Source organism: Anabaena sp. EIM26 (genome assembly GCF_057568715.1).
The window spans coordinates 5,254,090-5,274,626 of record NZ_CM172472.1; the positions used below are offsets into that span (position 1 = coordinate 5,254,090).

General features: G+C 39.0%; 11 protein-coding genes. 7 read left to right on the plus strand and 4 right to left on the minus strand.

Annotation, left to right across the window (positions count from 1 at the left end):
- Positions 1–49 precede the first annotated feature (49 nt).
- The 4 genes from AC012T_RS22845 to AC012T_RS22860 all read left to right on the plus strand — a co-directional run bounded on the left by AC012T_RS22845 (position 50) and on the right by AC012T_RS22860 (position 4,258).
- Positions 50–1,453 (plus strand): ATP-binding protein, encoded by a 1,404-nt coding sequence (locus AC012T_RS22845; protein ID WP_487061040.1) that lies wholly within the window; start codon positions 50–52, stop codon positions 1,451–1,453.
- 165 nt (positions 1,454–1,618) lie between these two features.
- The gene (locus AC012T_RS22850; RefSeq protein ID WP_487061042.1) at positions 1,619–2,002 is read left to right on the plus strand and encodes a hypothetical protein; all 384 of its coding nucleotides are present in this window, start codon (positions 1,619–1,621) and stop codon (positions 2,000–2,002) included.
- Positions 2,003–2,369: 367 nt separating this feature from the next.
- Complete coding sequence (locus AC012T_RS22855; protein ID WP_487061044.1) at positions 2,370–3,767, plus strand: ATP-binding protein; 1,398 nt, start codon at positions 2,370–2,372, stop codon at positions 3,765–3,767.
- Positions 3,768–3,868: 101 nt separating this feature from the next.
- A complete protein-coding gene (locus AC012T_RS22860) occupies positions 3,869–4,258 on the plus strand; it encodes a COG3650 family protein (RefSeq protein ID WP_487061046.1) in 390 nt (129 codons plus the stop codon).
- 204 nt (positions 4,259–4,462) lie between these two features.
- Here AC012T_RS22860 and AC012T_RS22865 read toward each other — a convergent pair whose 3' ends face one another.
- Positions 4,463–10,078 (minus strand): translocation/assembly module TamB domain-containing protein, encoded by a 5,616-nt coding sequence (locus tag AC012T_RS22865; protein ID WP_487061048.1) that lies wholly within the window; start codon positions 10,076–10,078, stop codon positions 4,463–4,465.
- 340 nt (positions 10,079–10,418) lie between these two features.
- On the opposite strand from AC012T_RS22865, the gene AC012T_RS22870 reads away from it, so the two are divergent.
- The 3 genes from AC012T_RS22870 (at position 10,419) to AC012T_RS22880 (ending at position 12,550) form a co-directional block, all read left to right on the plus strand.
- A complete protein-coding gene (locus tag AC012T_RS22870) occupies positions 10,419–10,829 on the plus strand; it encodes a DUF3110 domain-containing protein (protein ID WP_487066710.1) in 411 nt (136 codons plus the stop codon).
- A 204-nt stretch (positions 10,830–11,033) separates the two neighbouring features.
- The gene (gene murQ / locus AC012T_RS22875; RefSeq protein WP_487061050.1) at positions 11,034–11,960 is read left to right on the plus strand and encodes an N-acetylmuramic acid 6-phosphate etherase; all 927 of its coding nucleotides are present in this window, start codon (positions 11,034–11,036) and stop codon (positions 11,958–11,960) included.
- Between the two features lie 50 nt (positions 11,961–12,010).
- Positions 12,011–12,550, plus strand: a complete 540-nt coding sequence (locus AC012T_RS22880; RefSeq protein WP_487061052.1) for a Uma2 family endonuclease — start codon at positions 12,011–12,013, stop codon at positions 12,548–12,550.
- A gap of 228 nt (positions 12,551–12,778) precedes the next feature.
- Here the strand turns inward: AC012T_RS22880 and AC012T_RS22885 are convergent, their stop codons facing one another.
- From AC012T_RS22885 to AC012T_RS22895, 3 genes are all read right to left on the minus strand, one after another.
- Positions 12,779–16,330: a pentapeptide repeat-containing protein gene (locus AC012T_RS22885; RefSeq protein ID WP_487061054.1), complete on the minus strand. Its 3,552-nt coding sequence runs from the start codon at positions 16,328–16,330 to the stop codon at positions 12,779–12,781.
- 453 nt (positions 16,331–16,783) lie between these two features.
- Complete coding sequence (locus tag AC012T_RS22890) at positions 16,784–18,397, minus strand: sensor histidine kinase (protein WP_487061056.1); 1,614 nt, start codon at positions 18,395–18,397, stop codon at positions 16,784–16,786.
- A gap of 666 nt (positions 18,398–19,063) precedes the next feature.
- Positions 19,064–20,308 (minus strand): tetratricopeptide repeat protein, encoded by a 1,245-nt coding sequence (locus AC012T_RS22895; RefSeq protein ID WP_487061058.1) that lies wholly within the window; start codon positions 20,306–20,308, stop codon positions 19,064–19,066.
- Positions 20,309–20,537 lie beyond the last annotated feature (229 nt).

The following is a 20,537-nucleotide window of genomic DNA, read 5'->3' on the forward strand; positions in this document are numbered from 1 at the left end:
CAATGCCCAATGACCAATAACCCATTCCCTATTTGGATGTTTAATTGCAATGCTGGAAATAGAAGCTTTACGCGAAGTGAAACTGTTTGCAGACTTAACTGATGAACAGTTGCAGTGGTTGTGCGAACAAGGAAAAGAAGTTTGGCTGGAACCTGGTGATATCCATCGTGCTGCGGGAGATCCTGCGGATCAAGTCTTTATCTTGATTGATGGTGAGGTGCAAATTACTCAACAAGTAGGTAATCAAAAGATTATTTTGGTCAACTATGGCTCAAAAACCTTGTTTGGTGAGTTGCTAATGTTAACGGGAGAAACCCGATTACCCGGTACTGGTAAAGCTGTGCAGCCTTGCCATATTCTGGAATTAAACAAAGATATATTTTGGCAAATGCTGGCTACAATGCCGGCTGTGACTACGTCTATTTTGCAAACAACAGCACAGCGGTTACAGGAATTACAATCTATGTCCCAGCAGCGGGAAAAATTAGCTGCTTTAGGAACGATGGCCGCTGGACTTTCTCATGAGATGAATAATCCCATGGCTGCGGTCAAACGTGGTATTGGGGAACTGCAACAGCTATTTCAGGATTTACCATCTCTGGTTCTCCAACTGAGTCAGCAGCAACTGAATCAGGAACAAGTCAAATATTTAGCTGTTTTGCAAAAAGATGTAATTGAGCGACAGCAAAAGTTTTCCCAATTATCTCCCTTGTCTCAGTGCGATCGCGAAGATGAATTAATCGACTGGCTAGAAAATCATGGAGTTAAGGATAGTTGGAAATTAGCTCCTACCTTAGTTGCGATCGGACTCAACTGTGAAGACATCGACAAAATTACCCAGCAAGTACCATCTGAGTTTTTAGGAGCCATCTTAGCCTGGCTAGAAGCCACGTTAACAGGACTAGGATTGCTTTCTGAACTAGAAACAGGTTCAGCCCGTGTATCAGAGCTTGTGAAGGCACTTCAGGATTATTCCTACATGGATAGCGCCCCTCTGCAAGAGGTCAATGTTCATGAAGGCATAGAAAGTACTTTGAAAATGATGCACCACAAATTCAAAGATGGCGTAGTCATAACTAGAGAATACGGTAATTTACCCAGAATTAGCGCCTACGCTAGTGAGTTAAATCAAGTATGGACAAATCTGATTGATAATGCCTTAGATGCTATTGGTTGTGAAGGTCAAATTTACATCCGGACTAAATGCGAAAATGAACAAATTTTAATAGAAATTGTAGATACTGGACACGGTATATCACCAGAGATTCAATCCCGCATTTTTGAACCTTTTTTCACTACCAAGAGTGTTGGACAAGGTAAAGGATTAGGTTTGGATATAGTTTATCGGACTGTAGTTGGCAAACATCAAGGTGATATCAAATTTACCTCCTGTTCCGGTAACACCTGCTTTCAAATTCGTCTACCCGTTGAGATTAAATCATGTGATGAGTGATATAACAGATACAAGCAGGTAATACTTATCTTGCTTCTGCTTTCTACTTCTTGTCTCCTCATTCTTAATTTGCTACTGACACATTAAATTAGTTATAAAATTCACTGGATCTTTGATCGTAAATCGCATAACCTAGACTTTCAGCTATCTTCTTTTAGGAAATTTATGAACAAAAAGCTTATACTTAATTTGTTTGCTAGTTCCTCAATATTTACATCCTTAATGTCTACACTGGGGATAATCAATCCTGCCCATGCTGGTGTTAATCTTAATCAGCAATTAATACACACTAATGATGGTCGTACCTGTATCACTAATCCCCACGGGATGAAAGATTTTGTGTGTATCCGAGATACTGAGAGAGATCCAAAGGCTCCTCCTGCACCTAAATCAATGGTACTCTCGATGCAGCCATCTGATAGCAACATTGCAGAACTGGATTTTACAGAGGAAGAAAGTGATGCTGCAATTAGGATCTTTAAATGCGACTGTCCATTTTGTGTCAATTCTTTACGACAACTACGTGGTAGCGGCAACCTAGTTTACTAAGCTTTACAAGCATCAGCGATGCAGTGAAAACCTGTAGAGACTTTATCGAACAGAATTCAGGAGTCAGGAGTCAGGAGTCAGAATGGGCTAACCGCCACCGCTAACAGAATGAATGCTGTGCAAATGGTTGATGAATGACCGGGTTTTAAGACCCCCACCAAATCTACGATTTGGTGGTCTACCCTTCGGGAATGCCAAGGGTGAACAATCAGTTGCAGGTCTAAATCTCCGACTGATAGCGTAGCGTTAGCGAGGAACGAGCGTCTTGATTCTGACTCCTTTTTCAATTACAACGTCTCTACAGAAAGTTTTAGGAAATCATCATCACGATGTAGAAATGTTCCGCTTTCTTTAATGAGGAGTTTTCATGCTGCAAGAATCCAACAATTCTGCTACTCTTTTCCCCCGGTTGTCAGATGAAGTTTTACAGCATCTGAAAGAATATGGAATTGAGATAGATTTGAATGGAGGTGAGTATTTATTTAAAGAAGGCGATCGCAGTTATGACTTTCACGTTGTTTTAGAGGGAGAAATTCAGGTTACAAAGCAATTAGGTGGTCAAGAAAAGATACTTGCTAAACATCAACGGGGCGAGTTTATTGGTGAACTTTCTATTCTCACAGCGGCTAATTCGGTTGTTAGTGGATATGCAACTGTAGCTAGTCGGATACTCAAGCTAGAACTCAAAACTTTTAAACAAATTATTGCTACTTTTCCACCTTTAGCTGATATTGTCATCTCGACTTTAGCCGCACGAACAAAAACAGTTGAAAAACAACTACAACAGCAGGAAAAACTGGCATCTCTGGGTAAATTATCAGCAGGAATTGCTCATGAGTTGAAAAATCCAGCAGCAGCAGCAGCAAGAGTAGCAGAAGAATTACAAACTCGTTTTCAGGAAGCACAAACTTTAGCTTTACGACTGAATCAATATTCATTTACTAATGCACAATTAGATTTTTTATCTGACTTCCAACATCAGGTTCAAGCTGGTATGGTTTCAACTAAACTTGATTTGCTTAAGCAGAGCGATATTGAAGATGAAATTACCGACTGGTTAGAAGCACATAAAGTAAGTAAAAGTTGGGAAATTACTTCAGTTTTAGTAGATGCTGGGTTGGATAGCCACAAACTAGAACTTATTATCTTAAAAATACCTGAAAATGCTATTAATGATGTCATTCATTGGTTAGCAGCTAATTTAACAACTGCAACACTAATTAAGGAAATTGAACAAAGTAGCGCTCGTATTTCTGAACTAGTAAAATCTGTTAAATCCTATGCTCACATCAATCAAATTCAAGTTGATATTCAGCAAGTTGATGTCCATGAAGGAATTGAAAATACTCTTACCATGCTCCGTCATAAGTTAAAAGGTGGTATTGATATAAAACGAGAATATGGACAAAATTTACCATTTATCAGCACCTATGGTAGTGAACTTAATCAAGTGTGGACAAATTTAATTGATAATGCTATTGATGCTCTAGAAGGAAAAGGTAAAATTTGCATACGTACTTTCCAAGATCAAGACTATTTAATAGTAGAAATTGCTGATAATGGATCTGGTATTCCTCCAGAAATTCAAGCCCGCATTTTTGAACCATTTTTTACGACAAAAGGAGTTGGTCAAGGTAGTGGTTTAGGTTTAGATATTGTTCATAATCTTATAGTTGATAGACATCATGGTAAAATCCAACTTCACTCCCAACCAGGGGAAACACGCTTTGAAATTTTTCTTCCTATCGGGGTTGTACTAAATTAACTGGAAGGATGGAATAAATATCTTTGATTTTTGCAGCTATAATATAGAAATTCTATTTTATTTTTGGAAAAATCTAGTTTTTAGGATGTAAATTACTAATCATGAAATTCTTAACTTCTGCCATTACTATATTGGGAATTGGTGCTAATTTCTTAGTATATGATCCGAGTATTGCTCAATCGTCTAAAACTGAAGAATTTATTGCTAGAGGTACAGAACCATTTTGGAGTGTGACTGTTAGTAAACGCGGAATTATTTATGCTTCTCCAGAAACGAAACAGCAAATTTTCCCCTATACAAAGCCATTAAAAGCTGAAGGAAGGCCAACAGATGTAGTTAGAGTTTACAGGCTTAGAGGTAGGGAAAACAATATATTAATTCTGAAAAAAGTGAGTAGCTGTAGTGATGGTATGTCAGATATAAATTATCTATATTCTGCTGTTTTTATTTTGGGTAATAAAGTCTTAGAAGGTTGTGCTAATCAGAAATAACACAACGTGAGTTCGGTGTTAGGAGTTTCTCCTATGCCTACGGCACGGCTTCACCGAACGGAGTTATGATTTTTAAGGGCGAGAGAATAAGGGTTTGAGACTCCTACTTGTGGCGAGTTTTCCACAAATTATCTTATGTCGAACTCACGTTAACACAGCAGCTATAAGCAGTCAATTGTCTTTAATTACGAATTACGAATTATTTTAAAATCTTCTTTCAAACTCAATAACTGCACGACTATCATCAGTGAGATTCGTAGAAGCACGAACACGAAACTCATCATTTATCCGATAATTAATACCCCATTGGAAGGGGTCACTAGCTGTTAAAATTTTGATGCTAGAAACGGAAATTTTGGTAGAAATATCAACTCCCGCTTCTAATGCTAATTCTAAAGAAGAGTTGCTTTTACCTGCTTCGGGTCTGTCAGAAATAACTGTTGGAAATAGTCGCAGTTCACTTAAACCAAAAGCACTACCAATCTGGTTAAATGTACCTTGAAAGTTATTAAAAACAGCCGAACCAGCGATATTAATTAAACCTAATGTACTGTCACCGCGTCCTTGGGTGTCCACAAACCCACCTCCTAGGAGAGCGACAATTTCTGTTTCTGAACGAGAGGGACTGCTTTTTAGTTCCAAACTATCATTCAGTTGACTAGCGGGACCTTTGACATTGGCTTCGACTCGTACAGTTTCTAAAGCTGCTAAACCGGAAGCAGTTTGTCTACTCAGGTCATTGGTTTGAGTTCCATCTAATATCTTGGCTAAGAGTTTAATATCTAGGTCAGGGTCACGGGGTTGAGATTTCCTAAAAGTTGCAGTATGTTTGTAGCCACGAGTCAAGTTAAATTGGGTAGTAAACAAATTGACCCCACCTTTGTTTAATCTGATAGCTCCTTCAGGTATAGGATCATTTAAAAAGCCACTAACATTTAAGTTACCAGATGCTTGGAAGTTGAAAAGAGGTGGACTAGCAATTTGAATATTTTTACCAAGTTTAATTTCTAAATCATTTAATCTTGTTATCCCATCAGCATCTGTTTTGAGTTGATTGTTGACGGTGGGATTTGATGAATTAGCAAGGCTGTTGGATGTAGCGGTTTTAGATTCTGCTAATAAAACTAGACCATCAAATAATTCTATATTACCACCAATGGCTGGTTGTAAAACAGAGCCAGTAATCTGTAAATTGCCACTAGCACCACCTTGATATAATCCTTTGAGATTTAAGGCTAATTTTTCCAGGTTAACGGTGAGGGGATTATCTATTTTGATATCTTGACTGTTGAAAATAGGAATTTGTCCAGCGGCTTCTACTTTACCTTTACTAAACTGACCTTGCAGGTTTTGTACTAATACTTTGTCAAAATCAAATTCTGCTTTTCCCGAAACATTTGTTAGTTTACCTGGTAATGCTTGAGCAACAAAACTGGCATTATTAAGAGCAGCGATGCCTTTAACTAATGGCTGTTGCCTTGTTCCACGTATGGAGAGGTCTATTTCTCCTTCACCGTTCTCGAAAGCGATTTGGTTAGTAAACAAGTTTAACAGTGCCAAACCTTCATCTTTGACTTTAATATCTAAATTAATTTGATTGTTGTCTGGTTCTACAGATGCAAAGGGTAATTTATAGGGAATACTACCACTAATATTAACGGGTTCTGGCCCGGCTGCTGATACCAGACTACCAAAGTTTAAGCGACCATTAGCATAACTGAAACTTGCGGTGGCTGATTCGACTTGTTTCTGATTTAGAGTTCCTTCTGAAACGTTTAATTCTCCTCTAGCTTGAGGGTTGGCTACACTACCAGCTAAAGCTGCTGTTGCGTTGAGGTTTCCTGTTATTCCTACTGGTAGCTTGACAAAGTTATTTAATACCTGGATTGGAAAATTTCTGACTCGCAATTGACCAGATTGTTCTTCACCACCTATATTTCCGGTGAAAGCAATCAGCCTTTTTTGAGAAATGATGATGCGTAAAGGTTGTAAGCGCAAAACACCTTTTTCGAAACTACCTTCAGCAATTACTTTTTCGGCACTATAAAAACGATTTGGTTCGGTTTCTCTACCCCAAGTAAAGTTTTCACCTCGTAAGTTAAAGTCTACTGCGAGTCCGTTGGCTGTGGCGGTATTGATGGCAATTTCTCCGTCAAAAATACCTTTAAAGTCTGTTAAATCGGGTATGGGGTTGGAATCTAGGCGTTGTTGTTCTTGTGCTGCTACAAGTGCATTAATTTCCGATAGACGCTGAATTTGATTGAATAAGGGTTGATTGGATAATCCTTGGGGGTTGGTTTGTAAATCCGCAGATGTGCCGTAGGTTGGTGCTGCTAAACCTCGTTGGAGGTCTTGGAGTTCAAAGACCTGTGCGACTGTGAGAATATCTTGAATATTGCCTTGGTTGATGTTAATTTTGGCTTGCAGTTGGGGGCCTTTTGTGGTTTGTTTAACGGCAGCATCGAAGATGTAGCTGCTTTGGCCTTTGGTAAATTTGCTACTTGTGAGGCTGGCTGTGTCATTGTTGTAGCTAAACTGAGTGCTGAAGGCATCGCCTCTGATTCTACCAATTTGCGGTTGTGCGATCGCTATATTTCCTCTAGCAGCATATGTTTTTTGATTAACTTGCAAGTCTCCAGTTAACAAACCAGCTAATGCACCATTACCCAAAATATTATTCCCAGGTAAGGTGAAATTTAAGACTTTTAAGGGGAAATTATTGACTTTAACTTGCCAATTATCATCTTTAACTTGACCTGTGGCTGATGCTTGCTGCCATTGCACCGAAAAGGCATTAGGTTGATTATTGGCGTTTAATTTAGCGGCTAGTCTATCCCGTTGACCTGCAATATCTAAACTTAAACCGCCTCCCTGCACCATATTGATGTTACCAGTTAACAGCGGCTCAAAGGCAAATTCTTGAACTTTTAAATTTCGCAAACCCAGCGCACCGACTACATTTGGTGAGTTAAGTTTCCCAGTTATTTGTCCCTTAAAATCTAATTTTCCGGACACATCTACAGCATTAGGCAATTTAAAAGGTAACTGTTGCAAGTCGAAATTCTGAGCTTGCACATTCAGATTTAACTGGGTAATTTCTGGTATGCCTGGTTCTTTGCCATTGGCTAAAATATAACCACTGGCATTTAAATTTTGTGTTCTCGCTTGGGGGATAGTCAGTTGTTGACCATTCCAAGCAAAAGCTGCGTTGAGAGGTGAATTAATCGCCCCAATACCTTTACTAAACTGCATCGAGCCGGCAGCACGTACATCAGCTAATTTAGCAGATCCCAAAATACCAGTAACTTGTAATTCACCAGCAAGTTGACCTTGTAATTGTTTATTGAGGCGATTTAATTGCACACCAGAACCAGCTACTAAAGCTTGATAATTACCATTAGTTACTTGAATATTTTTAGCTGTAACTTTTCCCCCAGCCAGATTTAATTGTCCTTGACCAACAGCTTGAATAGTTTGAGGTTGGAAAGATTCAACAGATCCGGCAACATTCAACTGACCGGCTAAAGTACCTTGTAACTCTGGTGGAACTGCGGCTAATTTCTGCAAAGACACATTTTGAGCTTGAACTTGTGCCTTATAGCGACCATTACTAACTTGAATATTCTTGGCGGTAATTGTGCCATTACCAACAGCCAAGCTACCTTCACCAACACCACCAATGGTCTTGAGATTGAAATTTTCGGTATTACCTGCGATGGTAAATTTAGCTGTCAAGGGGTTATTTAAAACTGGAGGAGATTGTTTTAATATTTGCCCTAAACGCACGTTTTGAGCTATTAATTCGGCAATGAAGTTTTGGTCTTGCAGTTGCAGACGAGAAACAGCAATTCTTCCCCCAGCAATGTCAACACCTGCACCTTCTGGACGAATGTTAGTAAGTTTAAATGGCGCGGAAGTTCCCGATAGCATTAAACGACCGTTAAATTTTGCTTCCCCCAAAGAAATGTTTTCCAATTGTTCTTTGTTCAGAAATGGTGTTAACTTCACGCCAGAGGCTTCAGCTACAGCTTGCCAACTTTGACTATTATAATTACCATAACCACGGACGACGTTACCGTTAATATTGACAGCGACATCACGGAAAGAAATAGTGCGGTCGGGGTTGATAATAGTTTCACCAGTAGCGGCATAGGTAGCTTGGGGTGCTTGCCATTTAACTAGAGTTTGGACATTATTTGTAGCACCGCTGAGGTTAGCTGTAGCGGAGACAGTGCCGATGGATAAATTTGTTTTGAGATCATAAAGTTTAGCGATCGCATTCCCTGGCACATTCTTCGCAGTAAAATTAATATTTAGTTGTGGTTCCGTACCCAGTTGGATTGTTCCTCCACCCGTAACTTCACCCCCTAATGTGGTTTCCCCTTGAATATCCTTAAAAGTAATGAGCGAATCACGAGTAGAAAGCTCAAATTTACTACTAATTTTCTTAAAATCAACTTTATCAATTTGGGCAGTTTTAATATTGCTAACAGTACCAGAAAGCACCGGCTCAGATATATCTCCCAATATCTGTAAATCTGCCTTAACTATCCCACTCACAGGCAAAGGTGACTTCACATCAAGAGTTTCTAGGGCATTGGATACACTCACCGCATTGACACGCCCTGTCAACTTAAAGCCTTTTTCCCTATCAACCACACCTGTGGCCATGACAGGAATTTTGCCATAGTTGCTAACTACATTATCTAGCTCTATTGCCAATCCTTGGAACTTGAGATTTCCCTGACTATTGCTCAATAGTTGCGGTACGCTTGGTATTGCCAGCGTCACTCCTTGCAAAGCAGCACTTCCATATAACAAAGTTTCTTGCTCTGGTATCAACTGAATTTGCAAATCACCATTTACCCGACCTGCTCGTAAACTCAGTGGTAAATTAATTAACCGAGTAATATCTGCGGCTAGTAAATCTTGCGCTTTGAGCTTTAATTTACCTTCTAAAGTTGCTTGGGCGCGGAGATCCCCCTGAAGGTAAATATTTCCCCCACTCTCTGCCTTTCCTGCCAACTCAAACTTAATTAGTTTGTTATTCTCTACAAGTTGGGCAGTTCCATTTAACCCTGAAAATACCACAGGAACTGGGGGACGGCGCTTGCGGATTGGGGATTGAGGGGATTGAGAACTGGGGATTGGTAAATTGATATTTCTCCCCTGCTCCCGTTCGGCTCTGCGGTAGTTGAGCTTGTCGAAACTCACGGCAAGCCTGCCCCCTGCTCCCTGCCCCCTGCTCCCTGCCCCCTGCCTCCTATTCCTCCTGCTGCGCCTGTTTCCTGCTCTCTCCTGTCCTACTAAAACTAACTTGGCATTGCGAAACCGGAGTTTATCTAAATCTGTTTTAATCAACCCCTCTTTACCTGCGGGGGCTATGGTAGTGCTAATCCAGCGTTCTTGGCTATCCTGTTGAATGTAAACTTCTGGGTTAATTAAGGTAACATCTAGTTTCAAATTGCGGTTAACAACCAACTGCCAGGGATCAAAACCCACATCTACTGCTTCTATAGTTGCCTGATCTGAATCCGTCGGTGTTGCAGGGATAGCTGAAGCGTCAAACCGTACTCCTGTTAGGGAAAATTCTTTTACTTGTCCCAATTTGACTGGACGGTTGAGAGTAGTGGTAAGATTCTTTTCGGCCAATGGCGCTAACTCTTTTTGGATAAAATCCCGCAGCCGCCAAACACCGCCGACAATTAAGAGTAGCAAAAATGCTCCTACCGCAATGCCACCACGACTCAATATCATCAGCCATAGACGTTTACGGCTCTTGCTTAGGGTATGAAAATCTTGATTAGAAGAGTTAGACATTGGTTTTGAGTCTTTAACTGCCGGATGTAGTTGGCACAATCCTATTTATAAGTAGCACAATATTTAAATCAGGTTAAATCAGGACTTGTGCAACTGGCTTGCTTTATAAATATGCCACTCGTATCATATTCGTTAAAATACTTATCATATCTGTTTAGGCTGGTAATGGGTAATTGGCTAAGGTATTGATCAAATACACTTGGTTTATTATAAGTAATTATCCCAACTTGATATTACAACGATTAGTTATCAGTGTCCCCAGTTACTTGTAACCTATTCTCTATAACCTGTTCACTGATTTAATAGAAATATATTTAGAACTTAACTCAAAGGATGGATGATGCGTGTTTTTGTACTAATTTTTAACTCTGGCACTGATAATGAAGGAATTCACTCGATTCGGGTTGGTAATCGTAACAAAATTATGATGTTCGAGTCTGAAGATGATGCCACTCGTTTTGCTTTAATGTTAGAAGCTCAAGATTTCCCCACACCGACAATTGAAGTTATGGATGCTGAGGATATTAAGGAGTTCTGTGAAGGTGCTGGGTTTGACTGGGAAGTTGTTCCAGAAAACGGCGATTTAATCATGCCCCCAGAGTTAAATGTGGAAGAAACTGATTGGCAACTCGAAGACGAAACACAGGATACTGATGATTCCTTTCGTCCGGGTGCAGTAGCTGAAACAGAACAGGAAATACCTGATTCTGAGCTAGAGAGGATTCGTCGCAAACTCGAAGGGTTATTGTAAGTAGTCGGACAAAATTAAATTCACTCGTTGAGGGAGGGAACAGGGAACAGGGAACAGAAAAATCAGTTGTGTAATTAATTCTGTCCCATTACTTAATTAATCATTGCGAACAGGGATATAGAGAACAGGGAATAGGGAATAGGGAAGACAATTTATCTTTTTTTTGCCTATTCCCAATGACCAATTACAACTGACATACAAAAAATGACAAACTTGCAGGAACGTGGGCATCTTCTGACGGAACAGGTAAATCCCAATAGTCTGAATTTAGACCAACTCAATGCTCTGGAATTGGTGGAATTATTTAATAACGAAGACCAAAAAGCTCTAGAAGCAGTTGCTGCGGCTAAGGTTGAGTTGGCAGAGGCGATTGAACGCACGGCGGAGCGTTTGCATCAGGGTGGACGTTTATTTTACATTGGAGCGGGTACTAGTGGGCGATTAGGGGTGTTGGATGCGGCTGAGTGTCCTCCAACTTTCTGCACACCTCCAGAGTTGGTACAGGGCATTATTGCTGGTGGTGCGGGGGCGTTGTTGCGTAGCTCTGAGGGTTTAGAAGACCTGGCTGAAGATGGTGAAAGTGCGATCGCTCAACGTCAAATTACTCAATTAGATGTAGTCGTTGGTATCACTGCTGGAGGAACGACTCCCTATGTTCAAGGTGCTTTAAAAGCTGCCCGACAACGGGGGGCTATGACTGTTTTTATTGCCTGTGTTCCTGCTGAACAAGTTTATTTTGATGCTGATATTGATATTCGCTTGTTAACAGGCCCGGAAATCTTAGCCGGTTCAACTCGTTTGAAAGCTGGGACTGCTACTAAACTGGCTTTAAATATGCTTTCTACCGGGGTGATGGTGAAATTGGGTAAAGTGTATGGCAATCGCATGGTGGATGTAGCGGTTACAAATCAAAAATTACGCGATCGCGCTTTAAGAATTTTACAAGACCTCACCGGTTTAAGTCGAGAAGCAGCCGGTTTTTTACTAGAACGCAGTGGCACAAAGGTTAAACTAGCATTATTAATGCAGTGGACTGGTTTAGATAAAGTTGCCGGTGAACAACTTTTAACTGCACATCAAGGTAATCTCCGCGCTGCCGTGGATAGTTACAAACAAGATCAACATCTATGAAAATTACCAAAGATGCCAAAATAGATTTAGATACTTGAGGAGCAAGCCTTATGTCTCTGACCGTGAAAGACTTAGAGCAAATGCAGGTAGCCTATCCCGACTATCGCATGGAATTAGTCGATGGGAGCATAGTTGTCATGAGTCCGTCAGGTTATGAGTCTGAAGAAGTAGGAACCGAATTTGCAGCATTGCTGAGGAACTGGGTGAGGCCGCGCAAACTAGGGCGTGTAGTTGGTTCAAGAGCAGGTTTTAGATTACCGAATACAGATTTACGAGCGCCTGATGTTTCTTTTGTCCGGGCTGACAGGCTAAAACGTTCAACGGAAGATTATGCCGAATTAGTTCCTGATTTAGTGGTGGAAGTGAAATCAAAAACAGATTCCTTAGAAAAACTCCGCCAAAAGATTCAAGAATTTATCAACCTTGGTTCTCAAGTTGGGATTTTGATTAACCCAAAAACTCGAACTTTGGAAATTTATGGTTCTGGGGAAACAATAATATTAAAAGATGGTGATATTTTAACTCTTCCTGAATTATTACCTGGTTGGGAAGTAGCAATTTCTGAAATTTGGTCGCCAGTATTTGAGTAAATTCATTGACTCAAATTATTTTCTATAATTGCAACTTCCAGTTATCAATTTAACCCCTAAGAGGATGTTTGAAAAGTCATAAAGTTTACGGAATAACCCCTCTCCAAACCTCATCCCCGCAACGGGGAGAGGCTAAAAAACTTAATTTAATGTTGCCGATGAGGGGTTAAAATGCCCCTCTCCGTGTCGTAGAGGGGTTGGGGTGAGGTTCATCGAACTGACGTAAGTTTAAAACATCCTCTCAGTCTTTCGTAGTTCCTCCAATTCCTCTGGAGTAAAAGGATTTTCCCCGGCTTTGAGTGCTTCTATCCAACGAAGTTGGCGCTGTTTTATAGCTTTTGAAAAGTAATTGAATATATCGCTTTCTACAAATTCCTGAAAGTCTGCTAATGCCCCAGCAAAATCACCTGTTAATGCCCTAGCCAGTCCCCGACTTTGTTGATACTCTTGATTATCAGACTCTAGAGTGACAGCATTTTCACAGGCGTAAAGAACATCAGCAGAACCATGTAGACTACCAAACCAACCGAGAATATTCCAAGATTCGGCAGAAATCGGTAAATTAGGGTCTATGCTTAAAGCCTGATTAAAAGCTTGAATAGCTTCTGTAACCTTACCTTCTCTCACCAAACTCATCCCCTTACTTAACACCACCGCAGCAGCAAACAATGGTTTTTGTGCCAACTCTGAAGGAATATTAAATGCTTGATGTAAACCTCTAGCATTTACCCAATTTGTATTATTATTCCATTTAATTTCTTGCAGATTGGCATTGTTGAGTGTGGCATTACTGAGGTCAGCATCACTGAAATTGGCATTGCTTAGGTTAGCATCACTGAAGTATGAATCGCTGAGGTTGGCATCGCTGAGGTTGGCATCGCTGAGGTTGGCATCGCTGAGGTTGGCATCGCTGAAATCAGCATAGCTGCAATCGGCATAGCTAAGATTTGTACCGCTGAGTTTTGTACCGCTGAGTTTTGTACTGCTAAGGTTGGTACTGCTGAGGTTTGCACCACTGAGTTGGGCATTACTGAGGTCAGCATCGCTGAGATCGGCATCGCTGAGGAATGCAAGGTTGAGTTCAGCACCATTGAGTTTGGCATTGCTGAGATCGGCATCGCTGAGGAATGCAAGGTTGAGTTCAGCACCATTGAGTTTGGCATCGCTGAGGTCGGCACCGCTAAGGTCGATACTGTCGAGGTTGGCATCGCTGAGGTCAGCACCGCTAAGGTTGGTACTGCTGAGGTCGATACTGCTGAGGTTAGCACCGCTGAAGTTGGCATCGTTGAGGAAAAATCCCAGGATTTGGTTATACGTATAAGCACCTAAGCATTGGCTATAACCAATAATGCGGAGTAAGCGGTCTCTGTCAAACCCCTCTGTATTAGGCTGACCACAGGGATGAAAGTTGATGTCGTCTTTCAAGTCGTCCTTTGATTTAGCGTAACGATGCAACTCCAACAGCAAAATCAACACATTCAGTCCTGTGTACACATCTACCTGTCGCAGTCCCAAATGTTTTTCTCGCTCTGGTAATAGTTTCTTCAACTGCTCTTTTTTAAACAGAGGCAAGATTTCTGTTTCTGGAGGTGCATCAATAAATTCTCCATCGCTCCAACGCAGGTAAAAATCCTCCAATCTTTGGAACAGTTTTACATAGCATTTAGCATGAAATTCTGATTTTTCCGCTAACAAACCCATCAAATATTCGACAATTTCCGGCGTTAAATTCCCATAACCCAATAAATCATAAATTTCCTTATCCATTACCTCCGTTGAAACTAAATCTTTCTCACGCCTACCATTGAGTATTGTCTTTGTCCAGTTGTGGAAACTTGCTACCAAACGTTCTGCAAATAAAAACTCGCCAAAACTTTTGTGAACAAACTCCATTGAACCGCCTTGTTTACCAGAAGCAGGTTTAATGTAAAAAGCTGTCACTAGGTTATTTAATGCTTTCTCTTCTTTCAGATTTTCTTGGGGTATCCCCTCTCTCGCTTGCTGAAGTAAATCGGCAATAGGTTGATTATCTTTAATTCTTGCCTCTAACATTTTGATATTGGCAGATTCATTACCAGACTGCACCACACACAAAGCCACTTCAGTTAAAAACTCTCGCAAATCTTCGCTTTCTAAACCAGCCAAACGCAGGTTTTCATCTTGACGCTGTTTTTCTAAAACCCATTTAATTGACTCATCATAAATACGAATTTTGGCTTTAATTCCTTCTGCATCTGCAAACATCTGAGCATTAAAATGTTGTTCCCGGTGCATTATTGCTAACAGATAAAGTAGTAAGGGTTCTCGCCCTAGTTTATTTTTAATTTCTTCAGGGCAAGCTTGTATAAATTCGTTAAATTTAGTTGTTTCTTCCTGACCAACTTTAGCCTTCCATTTATTCAGCCATTTTTCCCTAATAGCATCATCCATTGGCTGAAGTTCAACTCTTGTTAAGCATTTAGTTTGTGTAATCAAACGCTCAATTCCTTGCAATGCTAAAGGGCGACCTGTGACTAAAAACCGATGATGGCTATTAGTTTGAAAACTCTCTAATTGCTGTAAAAATTCTTGTAGTCCTCCGCTGGCTCGTCCTTCTAGCAAAAGTTCATCAAACCCATCCAATAAAAATAAAAATCGAGTATTTTTATCTGTCAACCAACCAGAATCACTACTAACAAAATCAAAGGTTTCTAGTTGACTCTTTAAAGTATCAGTTAGGCTATTTGCTAACACTCGTAAATCCCGCAAGCGAATTAAAATCGGGGTAAAACTGGGGTGTAATTCTTGCCGCACCCTATCAGCAAACATCCGACTAAAAACACTCTTTCCTCTGCCGGCTTCTCCTTGAATAAACAAAACTTTTTGATTTTTATCCGAGTCAGTGAGCATTTTTATTACCCATTCCTCTATTTGCAGCTTTTCATCCCCAATATATTCACCCTTGTCATCTACTGGACGCACTTGCAGAGGAACATACAAATCCCGGAAAGTAATTTCTTTTTCATCAAAAATCTTTTCTTCTGGTTTGGGTTTAATTTGCTGATATAAATAATCTTCAATACTCAAATATTTCTCTAGCTGTTCTTTTCCACCGACGCTATACCATTCTACTAACTGCTTAACTTTATCCCCAGTTTTTACCAGTTTTGAGAACAGATATTCATTGGTTTTCCGTGCTACTTGTTCAGTTAAAATTTCTGCTTTTGCTGTTTCTAAACCTGCTTCTTGTAAACGTTGTTGCAAAACTTCGTTGAATGATGCTGCTAATTTGGATTCATGGAAATAAACTATGGCTTTTTTCGCTTCCCGTTCATCTAATTCCTGTTCACCCAATTTTTTAATCTTTTGTGCAACTGCATCAGAAGCAGGAGATTTATTTAAATTTAATTTCTCTATTAATTCTGGCTGTTCCTTGATAAGTACCTGAAAGCTTTCTAAATAAGCAGCTTGGCTTACCAATGCTACACACTGTTCTAAATTTAACTCTTTGTTAGTCTGATCAATAATTAACTTAATCATAGTCAGTGCAATAGGTGCAAAGGGAATGACGGCACCTGCAACCTGACCGAGTGGACTATTGAGGACATCTAAAAGCGAGGATATTTGTTCTGCATAGGGCTTGAGGTCGGATAGCTTCGATTTTTGCTCATTTACGGCTTTTGCCAGGTCAAACACTGCTTTAGCGGCTTCAGAACCAGTTTTTACTACTTCTACCCCTTGTCCCAAGTTCAAATCCCGAAGATAAATATTTCTTGTCAACAACTCCCACAGTGTCGCCATTACCTACACTCCAGTACAGTTTGCAAATAGGTATTACCTGTTACACAACGTATTCTATCATTACAATATATCTTGGTTTATTTGCATACATATAATTACAATAGACATCTGGTGAGAATGATTGTAGAGACGTTCCATGGAACGTCTCTACAAGGGTTTCAATCCACGCACATTTAATTACCGGAGATGTCTAATATGGGGTTTTCTATGACGGACTTAATAAAATAAGCAATAATAACTTTTGCAGTAGATGATTTTTCAGAATGGCAAAGGAGGCTGATATGATTAGTATTGCATTAAAAAAATTGAACTTTATAGAATTTCTTGAATAGCGCCCTGATGATGGAATTTATAAATTGGTGAATGGGGAAATCGTTAAAGTGGAAGCAATTAGAGCGCATAAAAATGTAGTTTAAAAGTATTACAACTCCTCTCTGCTTCGATGCCAGTCTGTTATGTATTTACTAGCTTTATCTGCCGAATAGGAATCTCAATCAAAAATTCTGTTCCCTTTCCAGGTTCAGAAACATACTCGATCTTTCCCTTATGCTTATCTACTATAATCTGGTAACTAATAGATAATCCTAGCCCAGTACCTTTACCTACAGGTTTAGTAGTAAAGAACGGTTCAAACAATTTATTTTTAACTTTTTCTCTTATTCCTGTGCCATTATCTTTAATACTAATCATGACGTTATCTTCATTTTTGACTTGAGTATGAATAATAATTGAACTGGAGTGTTGTTTAATATCTTTATACGCATCTATTTCCTGTTGGCGTAAAGCATCAATAGCGTTAACAAGAATATTCATAAATACCTGATTTAATCCTCCTGCATAACATTCAACAAGAGGCAAATTTCCATAGTTTTTAACAATTATAATTTCTTGCTGTTTCTGCTGACCTTTAAAAAGATCCTGCAAAATTAACAGTGTACTATCAATCCCTTCATGAATATTCACTGGCTTCATTTCAGCTTCATCAAGACGCGAAAAATTCTTTAAACTTAAAACAATTTCACGGATACGTTCAGTGCCAACTGCCATTGAAGATATTATTTTGGGCAAATCATCAATAAGATAATCTAACTCTATCTCTTCAATCAAATTATTTATTTCTGGATTATAAATAGAATATTCTTGCTGATATCGGTTAATCAAAGTTAATAATTTTTGGGTGTATTCCCTAAGGTGTATCAAGTTGCCATAAATAAAATTAACAGGATTATTAATCTCATGAGCAACACCAGCTACTAACTGACCTAGTGAAGACATTTTTTCAGTTTGAATCAGTTGTACTTGAGTCTCCTGAAGTTCTTTTAGCGTCTGTTGTAATTGAATATTTTTCTGTTTTAAATTTTCTGTTCTGGCTGCAACTTGCTTTTCTAAAATATAATTAGTTTCTTCTAAGGTAGCTTGAGTAATTTTTTTAGCTTTTACGTATTCTTGCAATAAACGTAATACTAACAGCCATACTGGCATAAGTATTATTAAACTTATAATCGAGCTAAAAATAGCCAAAATCATTCTTTGGCGATACTGCACAACTTTTAGCTGTAATCCCAGTGATATATTCTGATTTCTCTTAGCAATACCATCAGCATAAATCTGTTTCTGAATTTCATATTTGCGGCTGGATAATAGTTGCTGTGCATCCTGTTTTTGATTTTTATTAACTAAATCAAAAGAGAGATATTCCATTGCCACTAGCTTCTGATTAGCAATATCAATTTTTTGGGCATTCTGATCTTTATATGCTTCAGGAGCTAGTTTAATAGCTTCTTTAATCGCAAAATCAAGTTTAGGTTCAAATTGGCGATATCGTTTTTCCCAAATATTATTACCTGTAGCAGCATTCATGCGGGCAGACATGGTTAATACTTCATCAAAATAAGTAATTTCATCACTTAGTCTTTGTAGGTTAAATTCCTGTTTGGTCATATTGTTAAAGTTATAAAATGCTTGCCAGTTGAGTAAAACTTGAGGAATAAACAATAGTAAAGTCAGCAATACAGAAACACTTACTATTTGAGCAGGGGTAAATTTAAGCTTATAAAATAAACGCATTTTTTCCTTTATAAAATAAAATATTTGTATACAGGAATTCAACTTTATTGGCAAACAAGTTTTACATTCATAACTAGGTAAATGACAAAATTTATAAATATGCGATTGCGAAGGGAGTAAAGCATAAGACTAAAGCAGTGATACTCCTTGATTGCAAAAGTCTTGAGTATTTTACATTTTGTTACACCTTATGGGTTTATTTATCTCTACATACTTACTTTAGCTTGTCAGGTTATACGATGATAAATTTTTTATTCAGGACTTACTCAAAACAGAACGGAAGCAGGGGTAATTCATGAATTACCCCTACGTAAGAATCAGGTTTTGAGTTCAATCTTGCGTAAGTCCTATTATTAGACCTCCAACAAAGTTGTTATGAGGGTATCAAAAATATGTAATCTCACTGAGAGTTAGCAGCTTATTTGACTTAATTGCCTATGATTAACGCTATGGAATTTCTTGAACAGCACCCTGATGATATAGCAATTCCCAAGCTCGTGAAATACACCCCACCCGCGCTGTCGCGCACCCTCCCCTTACCAAACCAAGGGGAGGGTTGGGGAGGGGTAATTTTGTATCTAACTAGAGTGGGAAAGGCTATATACAGCGGATTTCGCTGTAGGAGGATTTAGAGTAATATTTATGATTTTCCCAACATTCTCTTAATTACGAATTACTCTTTAATAAGATGTCAATTTTTTGAGTAAAGTATGTTTCTTGATATTTGAGTTGTTGTGCTATTTCCAATCCTTTTTGAAAAGCTGCTAATGCTTTTGCATTTTCTTTTTTTTCTAAATGCAATTGTCCTATTTGATCATAAGCTTGCATCAAACCATAAAAATTGGTAGCTAGGGTTTCTGTTTCTACAAGAATCTGACTAGTTTGCAAAGCATCATCAATTTGGTTTTGGGAACGGTAAAAGGTGATTAATTTTTGCAAGGCTTCACTAGCAGTAACGTATTGTTGTAATTGCCAAGCAGTAACATAAGCTTCTTGATATTTGTTAAAGGCTTCTTGTAGTAAATTGGGATTTTCCGGCGTTAAAGATTGGTAATTTTCAGCTATTGCTATTTTTAAAGCAGGAATTTGGGTAAGATTATTTTCGCTGGTGTAAATTTCTGCTAATTGATTTAGTGCAGTAATAGCTTGTTGAGGCTGTTTACTTTGCTTATAAATATAAACTAGTTGTTGTAAATACCCTACTTCATTGAGCCTATCACTCTGTCTTTTTGCCAAATTTAATAGTTCTTGGTAAGTTGTTGCAGCTTGGGGATAATTAAACCAACTTAAATGCAATTCCCCAATGGTGTTCAGGGTTTCTAGTTCAGCGGTAGTGTTATTTTGCGAGCGCACTAATGTTAAAATCTGCTGATAAGCTCCTACCGCTAACTTGGGTACACGAATATTTTGGTAAGCTTCACCTAGGGATCGCCATAATTCTAAATCAGTGCTTTTCTGAGTCAGCATCTGTTTTTCAATGACCTGCAACCGTTCAGTAATATACTTGATCTGCTGACGCTCATTCTCTTGCCAAGCGATTCCTACGGAGCGCTTCGCTATCGCACCTACCCTTGATAATGCTTCCACCTCAGCTAATGAACCTAAAAAGCGTCGCAGTCTTAATTCTCGGTTCCAAATATCAAACGCTGTTACCTTATCCCCTCCTTGCAGTGCCGTCGCAGCTTCTTGATTTAACCCATCTAAAGCCATCTCCAATTTTTGTCGTTCCTCTAGGGTTAATGGCTGTTTTTCTAGGGAATCTCGAATCAGTGGATCAGGTGTGGTAATCTCTAATGGCCCAGGGAGAAACTTATCTAATTGTTCTGGCTGCTTACTTTCTGCTAATGTTGCATAACTGCACAGATGCCAGAAAATCATAGTGGTAACAATAAAACTTAAACGCAATAACATAAGCAAATTTTCTATCCTGCTGGAAGATATCTAGAGATTTCGCATTACTAACATATTTGACGCATCCCATATTAATAATTATCCTCAAAGTTCATTAAACTTTCTCATGGGATTTTAAGTTATCTTTATCAATTCTTTATTGTGTGATTTTTCATGTCCCCAAACTAAAGTACTATAGTCAATATTACTAATTAGCATTTTACAACAGCTAAAATTACAACATGAGACT

Excerpts from the sequence above, each read along its gene's own strand:
- AC012T_RS22865 (WP_487061048.1), bottom strand. The coding sequence starts at position 10,078 with ATGTCTAACTCTTCTAATCAAGATTTTCATACCCTAAGCAAGAGCCGT.
- AC012T_RS22860 (WP_487061046.1), top strand. The coding sequence starts at position 3,869 with ATGAAATTCTTAACTTCTGCCATTACTATATTGGGAATTGGTGCTAAT.
- AC012T_RS22890 (WP_487061056.1), bottom strand. The coding sequence starts at position 18,397 with ATGCGTTTATTTTATAAGCTTAAATTTACCCCTGCTCAAATAGTAAGT.
- AC012T_RS22885 (WP_487061054.1), bottom strand. The coding sequence starts at position 16,330 with ATGGCGACACTGTGGGAGTTGTTGACAAGAAATATTTATCTTCGGGAT.
- AC012T_RS22845 (WP_487061040.1), top strand. The coding sequence starts at position 50 with ATGCTGGAAATAGAAGCTTTACGCGAAGTGAAACTGTTTGCAGACTTA.
- murQ (WP_487061050.1), top strand. The coding sequence starts at position 11,034 with ATGACAAACTTGCAGGAACGTGGGCATCTTCTGACGGAACAGGTAAAT.
- AC012T_RS22880 (WP_487061052.1), top strand. The coding sequence starts at position 12,011 with ATGTCTCTGACCGTGAAAGACTTAGAGCAAATGCAGGTAGCCTATCCC.
- AC012T_RS22855 (WP_487061044.1), top strand. The coding sequence starts at position 2,370 with ATGCTGCAAGAATCCAACAATTCTGCTACTCTTTTCCCCCGGTTGTCA.
- AC012T_RS22870 (WP_487066710.1), top strand. The coding sequence starts at position 10,419 with ATGCGTGTTTTTGTACTAATTTTTAACTCTGGCACTGATAATGAAGGA.
- AC012T_RS22850 (WP_487061042.1), top strand. The coding sequence starts at position 1,619 with ATGAACAAAAAGCTTATACTTAATTTGTTTGCTAGTTCCTCAATATTT.
- AC012T_RS22895 (WP_487061058.1), bottom strand. The coding sequence starts at position 20,308 with ATGTTATTGCGTTTAAGTTTTATTGTTACCACTATGATTTTCTGGCAT.